Source organism: Pseudoalteromonas tetraodonis (genome assembly GCF_002310835.1).
In the GTDB taxonomy this organism is placed as follows: domain Bacteria; phylum Pseudomonadota; class Gammaproteobacteria; order Enterobacterales; family Alteromonadaceae; genus Pseudoalteromonas; species Pseudoalteromonas tetraodonis.
The window spans coordinates 696,622-720,851 of the sequence record NZ_CP011042.1 but is presented as its reverse complement, the minus strand read 5'-3'; the positions used below and the strand labels follow the sequence as shown (position 1 = coordinate 720,851).

Genomic DNA, 24,230 nt, shown 5'->3' with positions numbered 1-24,230 from the left:
CCTCATAGTAGGCGTTTAATTTGATTATAATTGCAGCTGCTCATATTACGATTAAAAGAGTGTTACAAACTGTAAAATCTTCAATTTCTATTAGCCATCACCATGATATAATTACACAAATGCATTAAAAAGCGCCGCCATGATAGCAACGATTACACAACAAGATGCCGCGACCGAATTGGTTGCAAATTACTTAAATACCATAAAAAATCAAGGGTTTACTGGAGATACAGACGCCAGTTATGCAACGAGGCTGACTGCATCAACCGATAACAGTATTTACCAGCAGCTTCCGCAAGGTGTTATTTTTCCAAAAAGTGAAAAAGACATTCAAATTGCCTTACAAACTGCATCTCATGACCCGTTTTTGTCGTTAACTTTTGGTCCTCGCGGTGGCGGCACAGGCACTAACGGACAGTCTTTAACCCCAGGTATTGTGGTTGATTTATCACGTTACATGCGTGAAATCCTCGAAATAAATGTAGAAGAAGGTTGGGTACGAGTTCAAACGGGCGTGATAAAAGATCAACTTAACGACTTTTTAAAACCGTATGGATTTTTCTTTTCACCCGATTTATCTACCAGTAACCGCGCCACCATTGGCGGCATGATCAGTACAGATGCATCTGGCCAAGGTTCATTAGTTTATGGCAAAACCAGCGACCATGTTTTAGGGCTAACCACGTATTTAGTCGACGGCACAGCAATGTGTACCAGCCCAATAGACATAGAAAAAGCAAAAATAATTGCCGATCAAGACTCATTAATTGGGCAAATATACAAAACAGTTTTAGATATTTCAATTAGTGAACGCGACGCTATATTAGCCAAATTCCCACGATTAAATCGCTTCTTAACTGGGTATGACCTAGAGCATGTACTAAGTGAAGACTTACAAACTTTTGATATGAGTCGACTAATTACAGGTTCTGAAGGCTCATTAGGTATAGTTACTGAGGCGAAATTAAACCTAACACCCATTGCTGAATTTAAAACACTCATCAATATAAAATATGACAGTTTTGATTCTGCACTTCGCCATTCACCATTTTTGGTTGATGCCCGTGCTACCTCGGTTGAAACCGTTGACAGCAAAGTTTTGAATCTTGCGCGCGAAGACATTATTTGGCATTCAGTATCGGACTTAATAACCGATGTACCAAATAAAGATATGCAAGGACTCAACATGGTTGAGTTTAATGCTGTATCACCACAAGACATAAAAGACAAAGTAGACACTTTATGTAAATTATTAGATGAGTGCGTTGAAAATCAAACTAATGGGGTTATTGGCTATCAGTTAACAAGCGATAAAAGCGATATACTAAAAATTTATGCAATGCGTAAAAAATCAGTGGGTTTATTAGGTAATGTAAAAGGAAGCCAAAAGCCCCTCGCGTTTGCAGAGGATACTGCCGTACCGCCTGAAAATTTAGCCGATTACATTGTCGAATTTAGAGCATTACTCGACAGCTATAATTTACAATATGGTATGTTTGGCCATGTTGATGCCGGTGTATTACATGTTAGACCTGCACTGGATATGTGCGACCCAGAACAAGAAAAATTACTACGTACAATTTCAGATGAGGTAGTAAAACTCACCGCTAAATACGGTGGATTAATGTGGGGCGAGCATGGCAAAGGATACCGAAGTGAATACGGCCCTGAATTTTTTGGTGAGCATTTATTTACTCAATTACGAAAAATAAAGTCAGCTTTTGATCCTAATAATAAAATAAACCCCGGTAAAATATGTACGCCAATTGAAAGTAAAGACTCACTAGTTAGTGTTGATGGGCAGAAACGTTCTTACTTCGATAAGCAAATTTCTATTGATGTTAAAACCAGTTTTAACAATGCAATGACCTGTAATGGTAACGGCTTGTGTTTTAATTATGATGAAAACTCGCCAATGTGCCCATCTTATAAAGTGACCGGCGATCGTCGTAACTCACCTAAAGGTCGCGCGGGTTTAATGCGTGAATGGTTACGACTTCAAGAGTCAAAAGATGTTAATTTGCTTGAAGTAGAAAAAGAGCTAAACAAAGGTGAAGTGATCACCTGGTGGGAGCGTTTTGTTCATAGCCGTGAAAAAAATAAAGGCATTTACGATTTTTCTCACGAAGTAAAAGCATCAATGGACGAATGTTTAGCATGTAAAGCGTGTACTACCGCTTGCCCAATAAAGGTAGATGTACCAACTTTTCGAGCTCGTTTTTTAAATTATTACCATAGTTATTATGCGCGCCCACTGAAAGATTATTTAGTGGGTAGTATCGAAAATAGCGCACCGTTAATGTCAAAATTTGCTCGGATTATTAACCCAATTGTAAAAACATCATTGGTTAGTAGCATCATTAAAAAAACGGTCGGTTATGTTGATACCCCGCAGCTAAGTATTCCGGCACTCGGTAAACGTGTAAACAAAGCGCAAAAATTCGATTTAGATTTACTTAAAAAGTTAAGCGCCGATGAGCAAAATGATTATGTACTCATTGTTCAAGACCCATTTACCAGCTTTTACGAAGCCGAATTGGTTGAGAGCTTTATTACACTGATCACACAGCTTGGAAAAAAACCAATGTTGTTACCATTTAAACCCAATGGTAAACCTCAGCATGTAAAAGGTTTTTTACATGAGTTTAAAGTGACAGCTAAAAATGCCGCAGAATTTTTAAATCAACTTAACGAAATAAATGCGCCATTAGTTGGTTTAGATGCGTCTTTAGTTATGTGTTATCGCGATGAATATAATACAATTTTAGAAAATAACCGTGGTGATTTTCATGTGCAACTTGCTCATGAATGGCTAGAAACACAATCATTTAAACAGTTAACGGCTAAACAAAATTTAAATACTGAATTTACATTATTAAGTCACTGTACTGAAACAACCGCATTACCAAAAGCAGCAAACGTTTGGAAAACTATTTTTGATGAGCTTGGTTTAACATTAAAAACAACAAGTACTGGTTGTTGTGGAATGGCGGGTACGTATGGCCATGAAGCGCAAAACCAAGATAACTCTCGATCGCTTTACGAAATGAGTTGGAAACCAATTATTGATAAAAATAAACCTGAGCAACTTTTATCAACGGGATTCTCATGTCGCAGCCAAGTTAAACGTTATGAAAAGTTTAAACCCAAGCATCCGATAGAGTTACTGGCAAATGTACTTAGTTAATAATTTAATTAATTAAGCTGAAAATAAAAAGGCGTAACTTATTATTAAGTACGCCTTTTTATTTTGCTTATATTTATTTAGTTTTTTTAGCAAAACTATCTGCTATAGGTTTTGTACTAATACCGTGAATAAACACACTAAATAAAATTGTTGTCATGGCAATGGTCGCAATTTGAAATTTGTTTTCTATTTGTGTGTCTATTACCATTAAGGTAAAAACAATTGAGGCCAATCCTCTTGGCCCAAACCAAGCAAATGTAAAACGCTCTTTAATTGTTAGTGCTGTAAATTGCAATGACAGCATAACCGGTATTATTCTAATTAAAGTCGTACTTAATAATGCATACGTTATTATCGCTAAATTTAATTTAGGTAAAACTAAATAAGCACATACAAATCCAAACAAACACCAGATCATTAAAGAAGTAAAGTCAGCAATATGCTCTGAGTCTTCTATCAACTCTTTGCTTATTTTAGTAGTGGCGTATTTATCAAATAATAAACCCGCAACAAACACCGCAATAAATCCACTGCCATGAAAATATTGCGTAATCGAAAACACCGCCATAGCAAAACCTAATAATAAAAAAGGACTCGTGTTTTGCGCAAAGTAATGGCGCTTCATTGCAAAATTTAAACACGGAATAAAAATAGCGGTACTTGTAAAGGCAATTAATAAGGCTAAACCAAGTTCTCTGCCAAACACACTTAACGTTTGCGTTGCTGTGATTGCAGATTCAGGATTTTTTGCCAGTAATATAAATATTAAAAAAATAGGAACACATAAACCATCATTCAAACCACTTTCGGTATTAATTCCTTCACGAATTTTTTCAGGTACCTGCGTACTTGCCAATAACCCTTTACTCAACGCCGCATCGGTAGGCGTTAATATTATTGCAAGTAACGCCGCTTGAATAACAGATAAATCGGCAAACAAAAATAACCCAACGGCAATCCCAAGTAATAACGTTAAGGGGAGGGCGATAAATAACAGTAAACTTGGATACTGAAAGCTATGTCTTAAAACACTTAATTTTGACTTAGCCGCATCAGAAAATAAAAAAATACTGAGTGTCAATTCTATAAAGGGCAGTAAAAAATCTATGCCGGTTTTTATTCTGCTACTTTCGTTAGGTAAAAGTGTGGCAAGCAATATCCCACCAATTACAAAAAACATTGGCCCCGTTACTTCGGTTTTTTCTAGTTGGCGAAATGTTAAGGAATAAACTAAAAATAAAACGCCAATAAATGAGATCACTAAGTATTCCATTAAATTTTCCTTTTAATTCCAGATTTAGCCCGCTCTTTTATATTTGTTTGAATATAAATTTGATCGGTTGTAGCAATTTTTGCATGGCCTAAATCTTCAGATAAATGTTTTAAAGGGCGAGTTTGCGCGTCATGCGTTGCCCCCGTATGGCGTAGCCAATGCGCAGTGGCCGCTTCTAATTGTTCCGCGTCATCTTTAAATCCATCATCAAGTAAAGATTGTTGCGCAATATCGAAACTTTGTTGTACCAATCTGCGAATTTGTCTTACGGTCATTCCACCCTGACCACGAATTTTATGAACTAGAGGGTCTGACTCATCAACGCGGGGCAGAGCAGGCAAGCCTCGATACAAGCGATAACGTTTTAAATACTCAAGAAAATCATCACTTAATGTTACATCGCGTAATTTATTTCCTTTGCCCATTATTCGTAAAAACCAAAAGCCATCATTATCTTGCCAAAAATGAGACATAACAGGTGACCATTGTGGTCGCTCTGATAATTCTGAAATACGAAGATAGAGTCCTTTTAAACAGGCGAGGGTAAATAAGTTTCTTTCATACTCTGGTTTTTTTTCGCATATATCTCTGGTAACGCCAAATACATATTCCCATTGAATATCACTTAATGTATCGGGGATTTGTATTTGCGATTGCACAACCAAGTAGGGACTATTTTTTTTAACAACAGGTACAAAGTTAGCAAAGGTTTTTTCTTCTAAAATAGCGAATTTATAAAATACATTGAGGGCAGTAAACATGGCCGATAATGTTTGCTGACTCGCAATAGATTCTTTTAACATGAAAGGGCGCCAATTTTGATTTAACCGACGAATTCCTTGCTCATCTTTATAACGCCATTGAACAGATTTAGATGCCCATTTTTTATCCGGTTCAACCATAAAATCAACATAGGCTTCAATATCTTCACGCTTAAGTTCAAATACAGATTTTTCAGCTATAAGCCATGACCATAAATAAAAACGTTCCAACTCATTACGAAAACGACTATAGGTTGCCTCAGATTTTCGTCCATAAACATATAAAAACTGGTATAAAAAATTAAGATCAGCCTTTGATTCAGTTACAGTCAAGCTGACTTGCTGTATAAAAGAGGCTAGTTCTGGATATTCTGATGAGAGTGTATTATCTTCAAGATGAGCTATTTGATAACGTAATTGTTTTAATGTATCGACCAGAGCAACAAGCATAATAGTAAAATATATAAGAAAATAATAGACTTATAGGTTAACCTTAAAGTCCGATACTGTCTAGTATTGGACATAATGAATTTTGATATTTATGCTAAACGCAGATTTATTAACCATATACCTTATTAAAGGAAAAATCATGAAAAAATTACTTCTGTTGAGCATGTTAGTTATTAGCGTTTTATTAACAGGTTGCGCTACTACAGGCAGTGCTTCCCCTGGAGAAAAACGTGCTTTAGTACAAAGTATGAAATCGAATACATTAACTGCTCTATACGAAAAAAAACCAGATGTTAAAACTCAAATTGCAAACTCTGCCGGTTATGCTGTATTTGATAATGCCAATGTAAACGTTATTTTAGCCAGTTTTGGTGGTGGGTACGGTGTAGTAAAAAATAACCTAACCGGAAAATCTACCTATATGAATATGGGTGAAGCTGGTTTAGGCTTAGGTTTAGGTGTTAAAGATTTCAATATTGTGATGGTTTTTCACGATCAAGCTGCGTTAAATAGATTTATTAAACATGGTTGGGCGTTCGGTGGTAATGCCGATGCTGCTGCAAAATACCAAGATAAAGGTGGCGCTTTAGTTGCCGAAGCTATTGCTGACCAAGTTACTGTTTACTCTTTAACCGAAAGTGGCCTTGCACTGCAAGCTGTTTTAAAAGGTACTAAATTTTGGGTCGATTCTGAGCTAAACTAAGCTATCAAAACCCTATCATAAGTGGGCTAGTTTTATGGATTACGCCCACTTTAATTTAAATTGCTTAATTTAACATAACGTAATTTATGGGTTTTCAGCTATCAGCTATCAGCTATCAGCTATCAGCTATCAGCTATCAGCTATCAGCTATCAGCTATCAGCTAAAATAATTTAACGCTTATAATTTCAAAGGTAAAATACTTATTATTATTTTCTTTTTATTACTTAATAAACTCTCTATTATTTAATGTTATTAACGTATATTTTCATTATTAATTACGTCTCCTTTCCCTAACTTGCCCATGCCCAGGTATAGAACTCCCTATTAAGACAACACTATGTCTAAACATTGAGGAAAAGTAAATCATCTGCGGTACATTAGTTAAGTGATATAAACTGGTCAGCAAAAAATATGAAACCATGTACAAAAAACTTATGGAGCAAATTAAGACTTAAGACCAATATTTATTTGATTTGCAAAGTCAATTACTAGATATTGTAGGTGTTCTAGCAAAAAACAGTAATCAAATAATTACAGGGAAATTCATGAAAGACATAAAAGATATTCTTACTCAGGCTCTTTATGATTTGTATGAATACGAATCAAAAAATGGGAAAAATACTTACCAAGAATATACTGAAGCTGATTTTCGGACTTATGTTCAAGAGTCCGTTGATAGCATTCTACCTAAACTATCATTTTATTTTATAGATGATTCTATCCTGAAATTTAACACAGAATCGGACGACATTTTTTTTAAATCCCATAATAAACAATGGGGTACTTTAATTGAAAAGCTTGAGCGCTTCATTTCATTTTCTGTTTTTGTGGGTTCAGAAATTAATGAAGAGTTCAGGTTGAGTGCATCTGAAACAAATGATGTAATGTTTGATGTTCTAATTAAACTTCATGCTAGAGCATCTTTAGCATCAAATGAAATACTATGCTTAATAAAAAATGGCTATCCTGATGCTGCTTTATCAAGATGGAGAAGCCTGTATGATATATTGGTTATTTTTATAAGCATTTTTACATATGGCCCTGAATGCGCTGAAAAGTTTTATCATCATCATATTGTTGATAAGTTTAATAATCTAAATAAATCTAAGCAAGCCAAAGATAATTATCCAGAAAAGTATAAAGACTTAGTCGTCGATGACGACCAAGCCAAACAAACAGAAGAACTTTATAATTATTTATTAACTACATATGGTAAAAAATACAGATTTGATTATGGCTGGTTGGATGGCTTTGTAGAGCCAAGTAATAAGAATGGTAAAATAACCTTTGCAGATATAGAAAAGACTTTGTCTTTAGATCATTATGCACCTTACTCTAAAATTGCTAGTCAAAATATTCATGCTAGCTCTCAAAGTTTAATTTTGAACCTTGCAACGAATGGTTCTTCTTATGATCAACTTTGTGTAGGAAGAAGTTCTTTAGGTGCTAAAGTCCCAATAGAAGGTCTTACTCTGTGTATGTTTCAAATAACAGCAAATCTTTTAAATTATTTTTCTACTAAAGATAATAAGATTTTTTTAGCCATGCTTCACTATCATTTTAAAAATATTATGAATTTTTTATCAGACGACAAACTGTCACTCAGGCAGAATCTATAAATATCTAATAAAAAAAGGCTTACGCCCTTTTATTTATACTGCATACCGTAATTTATGTATAGTAAGTAATAATTAAAAAATTTTTAAATCAAAGCTTTCATTTTCTAAATTATTATCAAATGTTTCGGCCAGTTTCTCAGTTTCACTAAACACGGTGTTCCAATATTTAATCCGCGTGTCTGCATCAAGATCAGTAAAGTCGTTTCTATCTGGGATTTTCCCGTAAGGTAAACCCGCGACAAATTCTTTTGATGGGGTGATCATCACAACGTTATCATAATTTTGTGGTGACACTTTTCGTTTTAAATTTTTATCGAACCACCCTGCTTTTGGTTCTGAATTAAAATGCGGATACAAAATTAAGCCTGGGTTATTAATTTTTAAATCAAAGTGGTAATCAATAATGCCGCCATCGCGGTAAATTCCTGGTGGGGAACCGGCAATATTTTTTATGCCTTGCATTACTAGTGGTATAGAGCCCGATGCCAATAAGGCATCTTTTAAATTTGTTTGTGTGAGTGCGATATTTTGAGTTTTAAAATTGTAGCTGTCGGTAATACTTAAATCACTATTGGGCGCGCCAAAAATAAAACGCTCATATTGCGAGCCTAATAATTTTCGATTAACGCGGTTAAGCATATAACTTTTTGATAAACCCAAAAGCTGTATTAATTTATTCTCACTGGCAATAAACCCGTTAGATTTTGCGACAATAAAATGCGCTTTAAATACCGGATTATTTATAATTTCAGTAACGCCATCATCACCAAATACATCTTCAAGTAATGCGCGGGCTTTAGTGGTAATCTCAGTTGGGGTGGGTTTATTACTAGAATATCGGGTTTGCGAATACGATTTTGCTAAACGTTCAATGGCTTTAACTGGATCGTTTTGTGCAAAACACGCAGAACGAAAAGCCCCTGCCGATGAGCCAATTAAATTAAGCGGTTGGATGCGATGTTTAAAAAATTCGCCAAATATATATTTGTCTAAGCCAAATAAGGTAAACCATTTAGGGCCACCACTTGCCCCTAAAAACGAGGTAAAAAGCTCAGGTTTAAACCCTTGTTCGTTTATTATTTTTGCTGCAGTTTTACCTGCAAAAATGTCGATCATCTAAAAATACTACCTGTAGAGTCGCAGTTTAATGTTGTTAAAGCCAAACTTAAAAATGAATACTTATGCAATAAAAAACTTTTAAACTTTAATCTTAATCCCAAATTCCGTCTTCACATTTGCCCTGCACTTTTACGTTTTTTACCTTAAATTCAGGCTCTATGCCTTTGTCTCTTTGTGCGTGGTAGTCGTTAGTAACAGACAAAATAGTTGGCGTTAACAGTATAATAGCGATTACGTTCACCACTGTCATTAACCCTAGGGCAATATCGGCTAAATCCCATACTTGTTTTAAGGTGGCTGATGCGCCCCACAACATCATTGATAAATAAAGCAAAGTATAAATACCGCGCCCTACTTTGTTATCAAGCTTAAATAGGTGCAGGTTACTTTCAGCGTAGGCGTAGTTAGCAACCACCGAGGTAAAAGCAAATAAAGTAATGGCAGCGGCTACAAAATACACGCCACCTTGTGCTAAATGTGAGGTCATAGCGGTTTGGGTTAAACGAATGCCTTCCATTTCGCCGCTTATGTTCACATCGGCCAATAAAATAATAACCGCGGTACAGCTACAAAGTACAATAGTGTCGAAAAACACGCCTAGCATTTGTATGTAACCTTGGGTAACTGGGTGATTAGGTATAGGGCTGGCACTTGCCGATGCATGCGGCACACTACCTGCGCCTGCTTCGTTTGAATATAAGCCCCGTTGAATACCATTTTTAATCGCCGCCCCCATTGCGCCTGCTCCCGCTTCTTGTAAGCCAAACGCGGATAAAAATATATCTTTTAGCATACTGGGTACTTGGGTAAAGTTAATCAGTGTAATTACCACAGCAACAAGCACAAACACGATGCCCATAACAGGGACTACTCGCTCAGCAAAACGGGCAATAGCTTTAAATCCACCTAAAATAATTGAACCGGCTAACAAAGTGATCACGATGCCGGAATAGTGTGTGGGAATTTCAAAGGCATAATTAAGCGCATCGGTAATGGTGTTGGTTTGCATGGCGCTAAAGGTAAAGCCGTAACCTAAAAATAAACAGGCGGCAAACACAATAGCAAACGCACGGCTGCCTAAGCCTTGTTGAATATAATACGCAGGGCCACCTCTAAAATCGCCATTACTATCACGAATTTTATAAATTTGCCCAAGAATACTTTCTGCAAAACCGGTCGCCATACCCAGTATGGCAATCACCCACATCCAAAATATGGCGCCACTTCCACCAAGTGATATAGCAACAGCCACACCGGCTAAATTACCAGTACCAACACGCGCACAAAGCCCCGTACATAGAGCCTGAAAGGAGCTAATGTTATTTTTATCACACTTGCTACTGCCTTTTAGCAAGCTAAACATATGTGTAAATTTAACGAGTTGAATAGCTTTTAAACGCACAGAAAACCATATGCCAGCAAAAAGTAAAATGTAAATGAGTACTTGGCCTTCGCCCCATAAAAGGCTATTTACACTTTTGATCAGCGTGTCGAACATCAGGCTTCCTTTTTATTATTATTTGCCACGTTATTAATTTAGCGACGTGAGTGTTTAAGTTTAGTAGAGACTTAGCCACTTTATAATAAAGCTAATTAGATGTGAATTATTTTTCTTTATTAATGAATATAAATTCACCAAACAAACTAATTTATATTGCAGTGTAATTGCTGATGTAAAAGGAATGTTTTAGAAAGGAATTAGTCGCGTGCTTTAATAACCGTTAGCGCATTATTTTCGAGGTAAAAAACCGAATATTTCTCACGGCTAAATGACTGCCATGAGAACACAGTAAATGCTGATTTATTATCTTGCTGATAATAAACACACAGCTACGCTATGTAGCTGTGTTTATAATCATCCTGATCTGGGTGATGGTTTTTTAAGTAGTTATGGCCTGCTGCTAAACCAAGTTTATAGTCAAATCGTAAGTCATCATTTGAGCTGCCTAATAACTTACTATACAACTTTTGATTTGCAAAAATTTGGATTATTTCTACATCTTTTGGTGGGTTAGCAATAAATGCTAACTCATCTTCGTAAGCTTGCTCATGTTGTAATAAGTAGTCTATTGTTTTTGGGCAATAGCCAGATACTTCAACAAATGATTTTAATTTACTTACCCATGCTGATTGAGCCTGAAAGGCTTCATCAACGGTGCGTATAACCACAATTTTGCGTGCGCCACGATTATATGCTTCGCGTACAGGAAGCGGTGCGGCAAGGCCACCGTCTAAGTAAAAATCAGACTCTGACTGTATCTCGGTCTTACCTAATTCATTTGCGGCTAATGCATTTAACCACGGCGTCAATTTTACACCTTGCTTATATAAAAATGGCAGTGCACTTGACGCTTTTAATAGCTCTCGCCATTGCTGGCCTTCCCCTGTTGGGGATAAAAAATAAGGTTTGCGATCACGGGCATTAGTTGCAGTAATTAATAGCTCACGGTCACCTAAACTGGCTTTTGCGGTTTTAAAATCAAGCGCTCTGTTCACTTCGGTAGTTTTATCAAAGTACCAATCTAGGTCAACAATATGTTTACCCATTAGGCCGCGACCTAATTGAAAAAAACGTTTATGACGCGAAAGGCCTCTGATCAGGCGTTTAGCATAGCCTTTTTGACGCGCCAAATAGCTTGTTAAGTTTTGAGAGCCTGCAGATGTGCCAATAAATAAGTCAAACGGATCATACTCTTGCTCTAACCAAGCATCGAGTACACCCGCGGTAAATATCCCTCGTTGTCCGCCACCTTCTGCTATCAGCGCTACTTTTGGCTGCACTGAGTTGTTGCATGAATGGGGTGTCGTACTATTTTGAGATTTCACGCTTTACCTTCCTATTTATTTAGCTGAATTGTGTTGCATACCCTTATAATAATCGTTCAATATTCATAATTAAAATTGATTGTTTAAATCAGTTCTATTGAAAAAACAGAACAAACCTTTTCATTGCCACTTTTTAAATAATGTAAAATGGCCCCGACGTAATCAACTTTAATCTGTTTAATAGCATAACAAGCGTTGAGTGTACGCTTGCTTAACCAATTGCTTATCCATGTTTTATTTGCATTAAAATTTCAAGCGCTTTATGGCGCTTTTCATTATCAAATAAGTCGTTGGTGAATATAAGCTCATCAACCCCTAATTGATTTACAATCATTTCTAGCTTGTGTTTAATACTGGCTGGCCCACCGGTAACACTTAACCCTAAAAAGCTCTCAACATGAGCGCGCTCTTGTTCGCTCCACAAACCTTCCATTGTTTCTACTGGGGGTTTTAACCACAACTCGTCGCCTCTAATTAACGATAACACTCGCTGTTTGGATGTAGTTGATAAGTACTGTGCTTCTTCATCTGTATCTGCAGCCACTAAAGGTAATGCCAACATGACATAAGGCTTAGCTAATACATTTGATGGTTTAAATTCTCGTTTATACAAGGCTACTGCATCATGCACAAAACGCGGTGCAAAGTGCCCCGCAAATACATAGGGTAATCCTTTTTGTGCAGCTAACTGCGCACTAAATAAACTTGAACCTAAAAGCCAAATGGGAACATTGGTGTTTTCACCAGGTATTGCTCGCACGCGCTTAGTTCCCTCATAAGGGCCCAATAATGTTTGTAACTCGCTCACTTCATTAGGAAAGTTTTCAGCACGACTGATATCGTTATTTAATGCACGACTTGTCACAGGATCGCTACCTGGAGCGCGCCCTAACCCTAAATCAATTCGACCTGGGTATAAACTTTCTAAGGTGCCAAATTGCTCAGCAACAACTAAAGGAGCATGATTAGGTAACATAATTCCACCCGACCCTACGCGTATTTTTTTAGTGTTACCGGCTATGTGCCCCACCAAAATTGAAGTAGCCGCACAAACAATCCCAGGCATATTATGATGCTCGGCTAACCAAAAACGGTTAAAACCGAGCTCATCAGCTTTTTGTGCATAGGCTGTACTTTTATTTAAGGTGTCACTCACAGTGGCGCCTTTAGGCATAGGCGCCAGTTCTAATAACGAAAAAGGAATAGTTGATAACAAAGTAGCACCTCCAAATTAAATAGCGATTTATAGCGCTAGCCATAAATAATGAGTCTACGCTAAGAGATGGGTGTGTATGACAGTCAATTCAAGGCGCCTTGCCTTTTAAAAGCTAAATAGCGATGTGATTGAACAACAATTAAGTTAGCTATTTTTAGCCGCAGCGTGTTGGCGCTTTAGTTTATAAGCTTCTGAATCAAGTCCTTTTTTCCAATAGCCCGATGCAACAATTTGACTGCGCGGTATAGCTAATTCATCAGTTAATATGGTTTTTGCTTTACGGACTAATCCGGCTTCAAGTGCCATAAATACAATAGGTTGTTGCTCACTAAGTGGTAGCGATTTTAATGCGTTTATCATATCTGTATCGGGGTTATTTGTTATTAACCACGTTACATCACGCGAGGAGTCTAAGCTAATCACATCATCTTTTGTTGGTGCATGGATAATCGCGTCAATTTTTGCGTTTATAGGCAATTGTTGCACGTAGCCTTTAATTGCATTAACCGAAGTTAAATCGCCAAGTAATAGATAATATGAATGATCATAGTTATCCAACTTTTTAGGGCCTGGCCCTGCTATACCCACTTCATCGCCTACTTTTGCTTCTTTAGCCCAATTAGTGGCTGGACCTTGGTGCATATTTATCACAAAGTCGAGGGTAAGTGCACCAGTGTGCTCATCAACATGTCTTATAGTGTATGAACGCATACACGTAGTTTTAATATTAAAGTCAACGCGGCCATTTTGTGGAATAAGCACCTTTACATAGTTACCAATGTATTGCGCACTCAGGTCGTTAAACTCATCTGAGCCGACAATAATGCGTTGTAAATGTGGGGTTATTTGCTTTGTGCTTAATACGGTTGCTTTGCGTACTTTTTTACCCATATAAATTTACCTCACTAAAATGATGAATTGCACAACGCCCCATTGGTTGATAAAATCAACCATAGCAATTTAATTGACTTTGTCAACCATTATGGATTTATTATGAACTCTTCATTGGCCAATACATTATTTGCTTTAATGCAAAATTATCGCGTTACCATACGCGAAGCCATTAATGCAGGTGAGCTTGGATTAAACGCGATGCATGTGCGTTGTCTGCATATTATTGCAGCGACACCTCAGTGCACTGCTAACGATATTGTGAATCAAACCCAACGCGACAAAGCCCAAATAGCACGGTTAGTGAAAGAACTGCTCGCGCTAAACTTAATTCATAAAAATGCCAGTGAGCATGACAAGCGTTGTTTTATTCTGTCGTTTACCGCACAAGGGTGCACGCTTTACGACAAATTATTAAACGCTGAGCAGCATGTAAATGCCCAAATGTGTAAAAACTTAAACCCACAGCAAATCAATGACTTCTTAGATACAGCTCAGCAAATGATCAAAAATATGGATTGATCGCAGATCCATTACTTGGCATAACTTATATAAAACGCATATACTGTACACTTATACAGTATATGCGTTTTAGGTTGTGTTATGTTTGTTATTCCCATTTATATAGAGGCCGGTGTATGCGGATTTGAGTCACCTGCAGCACAATATACAGAGCTTGGCGTTTCACTTGATGAGTTATTAATAAAGCACCCTGATGCCACGTTTATTGGGATAGCATCTGGGTGCTCTATGCAAGAAATTGGTATTTTTGAGGGCGACTTACTGTTGGTTGACCGTGCAGAAATACCAAAAGATGGCGATGTTATTGTGGCTAACTTAAATGGTTTATTTGTATGTAAGCTGCTTGATAAGACCAATGCACGCTTGCTATCAGCCTCTTCTGCTTATAAGCCGGTGCAATTGACTGAATCAGATGAGTTTCAGCTTGAAGGCGTGGTAACTCGCTCTATTAGGCTGCATCGACAAAGCCCTGAGTTACTTTCATGTATGCCTTAGTCGATGCCGTTGCTTTTTATGCCAGTGCAGAAAAAGTATTTGATCCGGCTATTCGCTCAAAGCCTGTGGTGGTGCTTACCAATAACGACGGTTGTGTGTGTGCGGTCTGCCCAATTGCGCGTAAGCTTAATATTCCTAAATTTGGCCCTTACTTTAAAGTTAAGCAGTTACTAGAACAAAACAATGTGGTTGTACGCTCTAGTAACTATGAACTATACGCTAATTTAAGCGACCGGATGATGAGTGTAATTGGCCGCTTTTGTGACACCCAGCATGTTTACAGTATCGATGAATCGTTTTTACACTTTAATGGTTATCAACCTTTAATTAACGATTGGCAAGCATATGGGCAACTAATTAGGCGTACTGTATGGCGCGAAACCAAACTCCCTGTTGGGGTTGGCTTTGGGCCAACACCGACCTTAGCCAAAGCCGCTAACCATGCAGCTAAAAAACTAACTGGCTTTAATGGTGTTGCAGTGATTGACGATGAAGTAAGTCGCCGCACTATTTTACAACGAATGCACTGCCAAGATGTTTGGGGGGTGGGCAAACGTTTAGCTAAAAAGCTGGCTCTCATGGACATTCATACCGCGTGGCAACTGGCTGAGCAAAGCCCAAAAACTATTCGTCGCCAATTTAGTGTGGTGCTTGAGCGCACAATTAACGAGCTCAACGGCATTACCTGTTTAAACTGGGATGATGTACGCCAAGATAAACAAGCTATTTTTTCAACTCGTAGTTTTGGTCAGCGACTTTGCGACCCCGATGCAGTTAAAACCGCCCTAATAAATCATGCTAGTGTAGTTGCACAAAAATTAAGAGCACAACAGTCGCTCACTCATCGTATTTATATTTTTGCTGCCAGCTCATCACATGAACACGCCTTTTATAAAAAGTCAGTTATGTATCAATTTGATCCGCCCACTAACGATACTCGCGTTATGGCCAATGCGGTATCAAAGAGTTTTGAGCAAATATATCAACCGGGAATTCGATTTTATAAATGTGGTGTGGGCGCATTAGAGCTCAGCCCGCAGCAGTTTCAACAACATCATTTATTTGATAAGCAAACCGATAACCCGCAGTTAATGGGCTGCTTAGATGCGATAAATCATAGATACGGTAAAGGAATGCTTAGCGTGGCGAGCAGCCAATTAAATGATCATTGGCATATGAACAGGGCTTTTTTATCGCCGCAATACACGACTCGTTGGCGTGATATTCCAAAAATAAAATGCGATTTATAGACGCTTTAATTCAAACTTACATTGAACATTAGCATTTTTAATCGAATATTCTAACTGTGTGTCAGAAACAAAATTTAGCGTGCGGCTAACATCTAATGTATCGCTATTATTGTCACACCTGTCTTGGCGCAAATCCATTGTTAAACCAATATTCGTATATTTAAACTTAGTAGTCACTAGGCAAAAATCAGGGACTTTATTAGTTTGTGTTCCATTATGTAAATCAATAAAAGAAATTAAACTACCAAGTCTAAAACCCAAATCGGTATTATTTCTATCGAGCCACATTAATGAACCTGAATCACAATAGCGAGCATCGCCTGAAATTAATTCATAATCGCCAACTTTACTATTAAACAAGCTAACAAACTTAGTTTTGTTACTAGGTAAAATCGTTTTAGCAAAAGACTGATTAGCAAAAAACAAACAACCAATACACAATAGAACTTTATAATTCTTCATTAAAAAAACCTAACGAGTCACAATATAATTAGCTTAACACATTAAGCCTACTTACTTATTTTAAAATTTATGCAAAAAAAATCCCTTGATAACAATCAAGGGATTTAATAGTTATAAAGCAGACTGTTGTTATTTGTGTAACAACTGTACTCTTCTATAAACAAACAAAGCGGCTAAAAGTAATAAGAAGAAACTGAAAGAACCTCCTCCACTTTTATCACCTTCTTTAGGTGTTGCAAGTGCTTCAGGTACATTATTAATAGTAACGATAACACTTTGCTCTGTCTCCCCTTCACCATCAGAAACACTAAGTTTAAAGCCAAGTTCACTTGTTACAGATACATTTGGCGCCATAAACGACAATGTACTTGAATTAACATTTTCAATTGCGACTTCTATACCTTGTGTTTGAACCCATCTGTAAGTAAGTTCAGATGACTCTTTGTCTGTCGCAGTTGCTGTAACGCTAACTTCTTTACCCTCATCAACCGATAAAGAAGATGAGCTCAACTCAACTGCTGGTAATTGATTAACGTGCATAAAGGTCACTGTATATATCTCTGTAAATTGCTCGTAACCATCTGAGATTAATAAAGTGATATCTGTAGTGAACGTTTGCTCTATTTCACCTACAGTCAGTGTCGCTTTACTGTCTGTCTCTGAAGGCGTCAGTGATAATTGAGGATGATCAATACTCCACTCAAAACTTAGTAGGTCACCATCAGGGTCTGTTGTTCCTGACGCATCAAGCTCAATAGTTGTAAGCTCTTCAATTGTTGCTGGAATTGTTACATCTAAAACTGGCGCTTGGTTTAAGCTTTCTTCAGCTAACTTAGCAACTAATTCAATCTCACCATTAACTTGACCGTCTAAGTCAAATTCACTGCCGTCTGTTACTGCAAAAGTAAAGCAACCTGAACAAATTTGCTCGTAGACGTTACCAGTTAGCATTGAAACCGACTGCCAGCCTGTATTAGATAACAAACGAATTTGCATTTCTGAACTTAAAATAGAGTTAACGTACTCTGGTATCGCAATTTCAGACGTACCCGATGAGTTTGAAAGAGTAATGTGAATATTTACAATATCACTTTTAGCTTGAAAGTGAGGTTCTGCAATGTCTAAGCTATCAAAGTAAGTACTTAAGTCTTGCTCTGAAATAGACATATCAGCAATCATTTGCGTTACAGTAGCCTGTTTAATATCACCTACTGACAAATGATTAAACTCATCGATGCTACGAACCATATCGCCTGAATCTAAAACAGCTGAGTGCGTAATAGAAGAGCTATCTAAGTAATCAACAATGCCGTCTTTATCGCCATCACTCACACCTTCTTCAGCATCAGAAATACCATCACCATCAGTATCTAACTCAGGATCATTGAAAGTAACTGCGTCAATCACACGTAAACTAATTTGATCCGTTGCAACAGCTTCGCTATTTTGTTTTATAGTGAATGCAATGTCTAGATTGTCAGAATCTGTAAGTAATTGAGGCGTAAATGTAATATTCCACTTTGAGGGACCAATTTTATTTACAAAGTAATCACCTTGTGAAGATAGCTGGAGCTCTATTGAGTTATCACTTGCTGCACTAGGTAAATTAACTGCATGAACATCAACAATAAAGTCTGACGAATCGCGTTGAACTATCTTGCTTATTACTTTTCCATTCTGATATAAATTAGTAATGAATTCAGGTTTTGCAGTTTCATTTAGAAATACTAACTGGCTAGTATCATTTCTATCAGTAAATGAGCTGCTTCTCGTATTAATGCGAATATTCGACGCATTTTCAAAGAACTCACGTTCTAGCACTACCTTGACAAGACCATGCTGATTTGTAGATATATATTTACTAGTATTATTTCCAATCAGATCAAAGCTTACTGAACCGTAAGGGCTTTTACCACTTATGAATACATCAATAACCGCATTACCATCTTGGTAAACATAGGTAGTAGGCTGGATACTAACCTTAGGAAAAACACGAGCATTTATTTCACCTGTAGAAGTATTACCCGCTCCATCAGCGGCAGAAACAGGAATTAAAGTATCCCCCGTTCTGAACACAAAGTTACTATCAATATCGATAGTGGCCACATCCGATACACTATCGTAGATAGCATTAGAGTTAAATAATGCCGCTTTTATGTCATCAATTGAGCTGCCATAAACATTAACTGAGTAATAGTTTTGTATAACAGGTGGCGTTGTGTCAACCAAGGTTACCGTTTGAATAGCCGTAGTTTCGTTACCAACATAATCACGAGCAACCCATGTAATTTGATGTTCACCAAGGGGCAAGTAAGACCCAGAAGCAGCATAAACATAAGGTTCTAAATGTCCGTTATCAGTTGCCTCAGGAACAAAAATATTTGTAAGGTTAGTATTTTGAGAAGTTGCTTCAAGAGTAATAGGCTCTAAACTTGATACAAAAACAGGGGCTATATTTTCACCCAAACTAGAATCAGTTGGGTGGCTATCTTCACTATCTTGCACACCGTCGCCATCTGTATCTGTAGAAAGCGGATTACTCGACATCTGATACTCGTTTAAGTTAGATAAACCGTCGTAGTCTGGATCATTTGATGCATCATAAGAGTCAAGTGCATTTAGTCCATTCTGTGCTTCCCAATAGTCTGGAATACCGTCGCCATCAAAGTCACTAACTACATCCAGCTCAGCAGTCCATGAGATATTATCAACTGAAAAAGGCATATCTGCTAAGTAAGGGCTTTCGTATTTTACCTTCACAATATTAAAACCATCATTTACAGGAATTAACAAACGAGAGCGATAATGCTTAATATTGTACTGAGTACCGTTAACACTAATTTGAAATGACGAGTTACTGTTTGAAAAGTAATCTAAATTAATGAACCCCGCCTCAAATAACCCTGCAATTGCAAAGCCGCTTATACTACCTGCTGGAGAAGCATTTAGGCTTAAGCTTGATGTACCATCCGTAGACCAGTTGGTATTAAGCTGCCATTGAGTAGAGTGCTCTGCAAGCTCAGTAAACATAGCTGGCAAAAGCCCTTCTTCAAAGCTTTCATTTAGCTGAGAAAAAGACTGCACAGTTGATGTTGCGTCATTAGCAAGGCTTTGCCCATAGAACTCTTGGATATTAGTATAACCATCAGCATCAGAATCTAAACTCGCATCTGAAGGGTCAAGTGGTAGCAAGCCATTAATAACTTCATAGCCATCACTTAACTCATCAGAATCTGTGTCAGATGAATTTGGATTTGTTCCTAGGTTATACTCATCAAGGGCTGAAAGGCTGTCAGCGTCTTTGTCAGATAGTGCATCACTTGCATCAAAACGATTTAAACCATTTAGTAGTTCCCAATAGTCTGGCATTTGATCGTTATCAGTATCGGTTTGATCACCGACTGGAAGCATAGCAAAATTATCAAGCCATACTGCATCAGCATCAGTTGATACTGATCCGTCTTTGGTATATTTGAACTCAATCTTATGCACCCCTTCACTAATATTAACTAAAAATGAAGTTGGTTCAGGTGCGTCCAAATTTCCACGTTCAGCATTACCAATAACTTCTTGACCATCTATAGTCACGATAAAAAAGTCACAACACGCTTCAGAATCAATCTTATAATCGAACGCTAAAACCCCTTCTTCAAATAAACCCGTGACGGTAAACCCGCTAAACTGAGAATCAGTGATGTCTCCCGAGCGAATACTTTGTGAGCCCTGTGTGGCAAAGTCGTTTGTGATAAAAAACGGCGCACTTGAGTCTACTGACTCAGTCATCCATGTTGGAAGTGTATCGCCTTCGAATGACGTTGTGATATTTAAAACAACAGGGTAAGAAGTATCTGACTGAGGATCTGTATTTGCTTGATACTCTGTGAAGTTAGTAAATCCATCATTGTCAGCATCTTGTGACGCATCAGCGGCATCTGTAAGATTTAGACTGTTGTTATACTCCCACCCATCAGGCATTAAATCGCCATCAGTATCTGAGTTGTTAGGTAAACCGTTATTTAAAAACTCAAGAAGGTTAGATAAACCATCGTTATCTAAATCAAGCGCTGAGTCGTCAGTATTTATATCCAAACCATACGATAATTCCCACATATCTGACATACCATCACCATCAGAGTCAGGGAAACTAGGCCCAATGTATAAATTATCGATAAATACAGCATCTAAACCTTCAGACACTATAACGTCTTTAGTGTATACAAACTTAACTGTATTAAACCCAGTAGGTAATGGAAAAGAAGCCACCTTCCAATCAGTTAGGCCTGACTCATCAAGAACTAGTGTGTCGTTAATATAAACTTTAAAGAAGTCATAATTTGCTTCAGTTTCCAATAAGTAGTTAAAGTTAACAAAACGTTGTTCGTCACTTATAAATTGAAATTCAACACTCGTTTGTTGCGAATCAGTAATATCACTGTTAGTTAACACTAAGCCATCGTGGCCGTCATAATCAGTAATAAACCAAGGCGTTTGAGGGGTTGAAGAAACTAAAAATTCAGGGACAACTGCGTCATCAAAATTATAAGTAGTTTCAGGAAAAATAGAAGGTTCAGAGTTTGGATCAGTTGGGTCGCTGTTGCCATAGTACTCAATTAAGTTAGCCCAGCTATCGGAATCAAAATCAAGTTCTGCATCAGCTGCATCGAGTGGATTAAATGAAAAAGTGACTTCCCAGCCATCTGGCATACGATCGGAATCTGAATCCACGTTGTTAGGCAACGTCATGTAGACGTTTAATTCATCGTAATCAGATAAACTATCAGCATCAGTATCAACTGAGTTTGGAAGAGTATTTGCTAAGTATTCTTCCAAGTTAGAAAGACCATCTTGGTCCAAATCTAAGTTAGCATCATCGGCATCTGAAGGGTCTAGTCCGTATAACAGTTCCCAGTTATCATCCATTAAATCTGAATCAGTATCGACAAACTTAATATTATCGCAAATAACTTCTACTTCATTAAATGCTGAAATTACATCAGATGCATTATAACGTAGGTCAATTGCAGAGTTGATTGCACCACATGCACCATCGATAAAACCACTCGAGCTAACCCAGTAGTTTTGATTTGCTTTTAGCATTATTTCAAACGCTTTTTGAGGATCCCAACCATCAGTATTTGAAAGCAGGAAAAAAGCACGGTTAAAAACACCACTACTAAAGTGAACATCCATGCCCGGATAAAAATCGCTGGCTTTATCAATAGAAACACCATCTAATGAAGGCGTTTCAAAGTAACGAAGAGCTGGCTCTACTTTTGAAATATCCGCCCCTGATAACCAGTCGGTTTCACCACGTAAAAAATACTCTGCAGTTTCACCTGCCATATCAGAGAAAGACTCGTTAATTCCGCCTGATTGATTAGAGTAAATAAGATTGGAGTTTTGACTAGTAAAGCCATGGCTAACCTCATGAGATACAATATCAAGAGAAACCAGCGGATAAAACCTATCAGCGCCATCACCAAAGGTCATTGCTTGGCCATTCCAAGTGGCATTTTCCCAGTTATCACCACTGTGAACTCGCATTAACAATTGAAATGTAAGCGGTGCAGTGTTGTACCATTGTTGATACATATCAAAAACTGCAGTTCCAAATGCATGAGCGTCATTTAATGGGGAAAAAGCACCATTTATTTCCTTATGCGTATTACGATTACATGTGAATGAAAAGGCTTCACTTGGCTCAGAGCCCGATTCCATAGTGACTGTTTTTACTTTGTCATTTTCTAAAAAACAAGTATCGCCAACTTGGGTAACATTAAATGCGTCTTTATCTGTACCGTATTCATATTGGCCAATCTTTTGATTACCACCAGGTCCTTTACCGTCAACACTTTGAATATTATCCCACAGTTCAAAAATCTGATAAGTCGATTCACTTATTAAACCTATTGGCATTTTTTCAATGCCATTCTCAGTTACTTTAAGTTCAATTAAGCGAACATAGTACGCTTTTCCATCATGAATATAAATGTAGCGCTTATTATTTATTATTTCACTCTCTAGTGAATCATCTAATTTAGACTTAGTCAGCAACGATTTAACCGCTTTTAACTCATCAAAAGTAGCGGTCGCTGTTTTATTCAAAGATGCGAAGTTAATGTTTTTAGCAAAAAAACCACTAATATGTTCAGAGTTAGACTGAACTCTAATTTGCTGACCCCACACTGGAACCCCAGAAAAGTATTGCTGCATCTTTTTAGAAGATGCATTAACTTGTTGTGAAAGGCTCAATTGAGGTTGCTTTAATTCTACAAAATAAGAACTTGCAGAAGATGTATTAGCAATAGAAGAGTTTTGATTTAAAAGTTGCTTAACTTCTTGGGTGGATGATTTGTTTATTCGCTGTGAAACAGCAGCTTGGGAACTTAGCGTGTTCAAAAAGCAAAATGCTATCAATCCTGATGAAAGTGTTTTATACATAACATTCCTATGTCGTATATTATAATTATTCAGTGTTTATTCATTTAAAAACGTTTAAATGTAACATATTTGATAATGGAGAGTCATTCAAAAAACTAAATAAACAGGTACAATTGTTAACTAATGTAAGAGGTAACTAAATAATTAATTGAAACCGTGATTTGAATTTTAAGGATGCAAAAAATAAATGATAAAAGAACAAAGAAACTGCATAGAAAAATTAAATATCCACGCAGTTTTATGTTTCAAAAAGTTGTTAAGAATTATGCAATATTAACGTCTTACTGCCAATATTTTGCAAATAATTGCGGGTAATTTTGTTTTAAAAACTTAGGTTTGTCTTTAAAGCGCTTACCTTTAGGTTGTTCAAGCCCTGAGGGGATAAAGGGTAACTCATCGTCATTACGTTCTTCATATAACAAACCTGCAATTAGGTCATACTCATCTAAATACGGGTAAGGTTGCTCGTTTAAAAAATAAAGTGGTGTGCACTGTGCAAGGCTATCGGGGTTTTCTAACGCTGCTTTAAATACCGCTTCACCCCGAGAAATTAGCCAACAACGAAATTCAGAAAAACCATATTCATCATTACAACCAGCCATTACAAACGCCGCACCAAATAAATCCCAAGTATAACTTTGGCGCATACAAATACTAAACTGTTTATCAAATTCAATAAGCTGCTCGTCGGATAAATCACTCAATGCAGCCTTAAGGGATTGGCATACAGACTCAGGCTCTGCGGTTCTGTCGTTTACAGTTACCAATCGCCAAAAATCAGTTAAGGTTAAATCGCTCATGCAATGATCTCTTTTACCCGACCTACTTGACCATCTTCTAACTGTACTTTAATACCGTGCGGATGATTAGGTGACTTAGTTAATAAACGCGACACTATACCATTGGTTAAAGTACCACTGCGTTGATCTTGTTTAAGCACAATATTAACCTCAGTGCCGGGTGTTATTTGTGAACGTGTTGGAACAGCCATATATAATCTCTTTTGCTATTTTT

General features: G+C 37.3%; 17 protein-coding genes. 6 read left to right on the top strand and 11 right to left on the bottom strand.

The window, feature by feature from the left end; genetic code table 11:
* Positions 1 to 139: 139 nt before the first annotated feature.
* Positions 140 to 3,187, top strand: coding sequence for a D-2-hydroxyglutarate dehydrogenase YdiJ (gene ydiJ / locus PTET_RS18895; protein ID WP_013463351.1), 3,048 nt, complete (start codon positions 140 to 142; stop codon positions 3,185 to 3,187).
* A 73-nt stretch (positions 3,188 to 3,260) separates the two neighbouring features.
* Here the strand turns inward: ydiJ and PTET_RS18890 are convergent, their stop codons facing one another.
* The gene (locus PTET_RS18890) at positions 3,261 to 4,460 is read right to left on the bottom strand and encodes a cation:proton antiporter (protein WP_013463350.1); all 1,200 of its coding nucleotides are present in this window, start codon (positions 4,458 to 4,460) and stop codon (positions 3,261 to 3,263) included.
* Positions 4,460 to 5,671 (bottom strand): tyrosine-type recombinase/integrase, encoded by a 1,212-nt coding sequence (locus tag PTET_RS18885; protein WP_016898932.1) that lies wholly within the window; start codon positions 5,669 to 5,671, stop codon positions 4,460 to 4,462. The genes PTET_RS18890 and PTET_RS18885 overlap by 1 nt, the downstream gene beginning before the upstream one ends.
* 139 nt (positions 5,672 to 5,810) lie before the next feature.
* On the opposite strand from PTET_RS18885, the gene PTET_RS18880 reads away from it, so the two are divergent.
* Positions 5,811 to 6,374, top strand: coding sequence for a lipid-binding SYLF domain-containing protein (locus PTET_RS18880; RefSeq protein WP_008108715.1), 564 nt, complete (start codon positions 5,811 to 5,813; stop codon positions 6,372 to 6,374).
* A gap of 546 nt (positions 6,375 to 6,920) precedes the next feature.
* On the top strand, positions 6,921 to 7,994 hold the full coding sequence (locus tag PTET_RS18875; RefSeq protein ID WP_147154708.1) for a DUF5677 domain-containing protein: 1,074 nt from the start codon (positions 6,921 to 6,923) through the stop codon (positions 7,992 to 7,994).
* Between the two features lie 72 nt (positions 7,995 to 8,066).
* Here the strand turns inward: PTET_RS18875 and PTET_RS18870 are convergent, their stop codons facing one another.
* The 5 genes from PTET_RS18870 to PTET_RS18850 form a co-directional block, all read right to left on the bottom strand.
* Positions 8,067 to 9,110 carry a patatin-like phospholipase family protein gene (locus PTET_RS18870; RefSeq protein ID WP_096039106.1) on the bottom strand — a complete coding sequence of 348 codons (1,044 nt, stop codon included), beginning with the start codon at positions 9,108 to 9,110 and terminating at the stop codon, positions 8,067 to 8,069.
* Positions 9,111 to 9,204: 94 nt separating this feature from the next.
* On the bottom strand, positions 9,205 to 10,611 hold the full coding sequence (locus PTET_RS18865) for an alanine/glycine:cation symporter family protein (protein WP_024601003.1): 1,407 nt from the start codon (positions 10,609 to 10,611) through the stop codon (positions 9,205 to 9,207).
* 332 nt (positions 10,612 to 10,943) lie between these two features.
* On the bottom strand, positions 10,944 to 11,939 hold the full coding sequence (locus PTET_RS18860) for a patatin-like phospholipase family protein (protein WP_064663222.1): 996 nt from the start codon (positions 11,937 to 11,939) through the stop codon (positions 10,944 to 10,946).
* Positions 11,940 to 12,162: 223 nt separating this feature from the next.
* On the bottom strand, positions 12,163 to 13,155 hold the full coding sequence (locus tag PTET_RS18855; RefSeq protein ID WP_096039105.1) for an LLM class flavin-dependent oxidoreductase: 993 nt from the start codon (positions 13,153 to 13,155) through the stop codon (positions 12,163 to 12,165).
* A gap of 144 nt (positions 13,156 to 13,299) precedes the next feature.
* Positions 13,300 to 14,046, bottom strand: a complete 747-nt coding sequence (locus PTET_RS18850) for a siderophore-interacting protein (protein ID WP_024601005.1) — start codon at positions 14,044 to 14,046, stop codon at positions 13,300 to 13,302.
* Between the two features lie 102 nt (positions 14,047 to 14,148).
* Between PTET_RS18850 and PTET_RS18845 the strand changes: the two genes are divergently transcribed.
* From PTET_RS18845 to PTET_RS18835, 3 genes are all read left to right on the top strand, one after another.
* Complete coding sequence (locus PTET_RS18845; protein WP_028834599.1) at positions 14,149 to 14,568, top strand: MarR family winged helix-turn-helix transcriptional regulator; 420 nt, start codon at positions 14,149 to 14,151, stop codon at positions 14,566 to 14,568.
* Positions 14,569 to 14,649: 81 nt separating this feature from the next.
* On the top strand, positions 14,650 to 15,063 hold the full coding sequence (locus PTET_RS18840) for a LexA family protein (RefSeq protein WP_013463339.1): 414 nt from the start codon (positions 14,650 to 14,652) through the stop codon (positions 15,061 to 15,063).
* Positions 15,051 to 16,313 carry a Y-family DNA polymerase gene (locus PTET_RS18835; RefSeq protein ID WP_096039104.1) on the top strand — a complete coding sequence of 421 codons (1,263 nt, stop codon included), beginning with the start codon at positions 15,051 to 15,053 and terminating at the stop codon, positions 16,311 to 16,313. The genes PTET_RS18840 and PTET_RS18835 overlap by 13 nt, the downstream gene beginning before the upstream one ends.
* On the opposite strand, the gene PTET_RS18830 is transcribed toward PTET_RS18835, so the two are convergent.
* The 4 genes from PTET_RS18830 to PTET_RS18815 all read right to left on the bottom strand — a co-directional run bounded on the left by PTET_RS18830 (position 16,308) and on the right by PTET_RS18815 (position 24,207).
* Positions 16,308 to 16,775: a hypothetical protein gene (locus PTET_RS18830; protein WP_058156080.1), complete on the bottom strand. Its 468-nt coding sequence runs from the start codon at positions 16,773 to 16,775 to the stop codon at positions 16,308 to 16,310. The genes PTET_RS18835 and PTET_RS18830 overlap by 6 nt on opposite strands.
* 129 nt (positions 16,776 to 16,904) lie before the next feature.
* On the bottom strand, positions 16,905 to 23,216 hold the full coding sequence (locus PTET_RS18825) for a M4 family metallopeptidase (RefSeq protein ID WP_096039103.1): 6,312 nt from the start codon (positions 23,214 to 23,216) through the stop codon (positions 16,905 to 16,907).
* Positions 23,217 to 23,497: 281 nt separating this feature from the next.
* Positions 23,498 to 24,016: a DUF4240 domain-containing protein gene (locus PTET_RS18820; RefSeq protein ID WP_024601008.1), complete on the bottom strand. Its 519-nt coding sequence runs from the start codon at positions 24,014 to 24,016 to the stop codon at positions 23,498 to 23,500.
* Positions 24,013 to 24,207 (bottom strand): YwbE family protein, encoded by a 195-nt coding sequence (locus tag PTET_RS18815; protein ID WP_008468098.1) that lies wholly within the window; start codon positions 24,205 to 24,207, stop codon positions 24,013 to 24,015. The genes PTET_RS18820 and PTET_RS18815 overlap by 4 nt, the downstream gene beginning before the upstream one ends.
* Between the last annotated feature and the right edge of the window lie 23 nt (positions 24,208 to 24,230).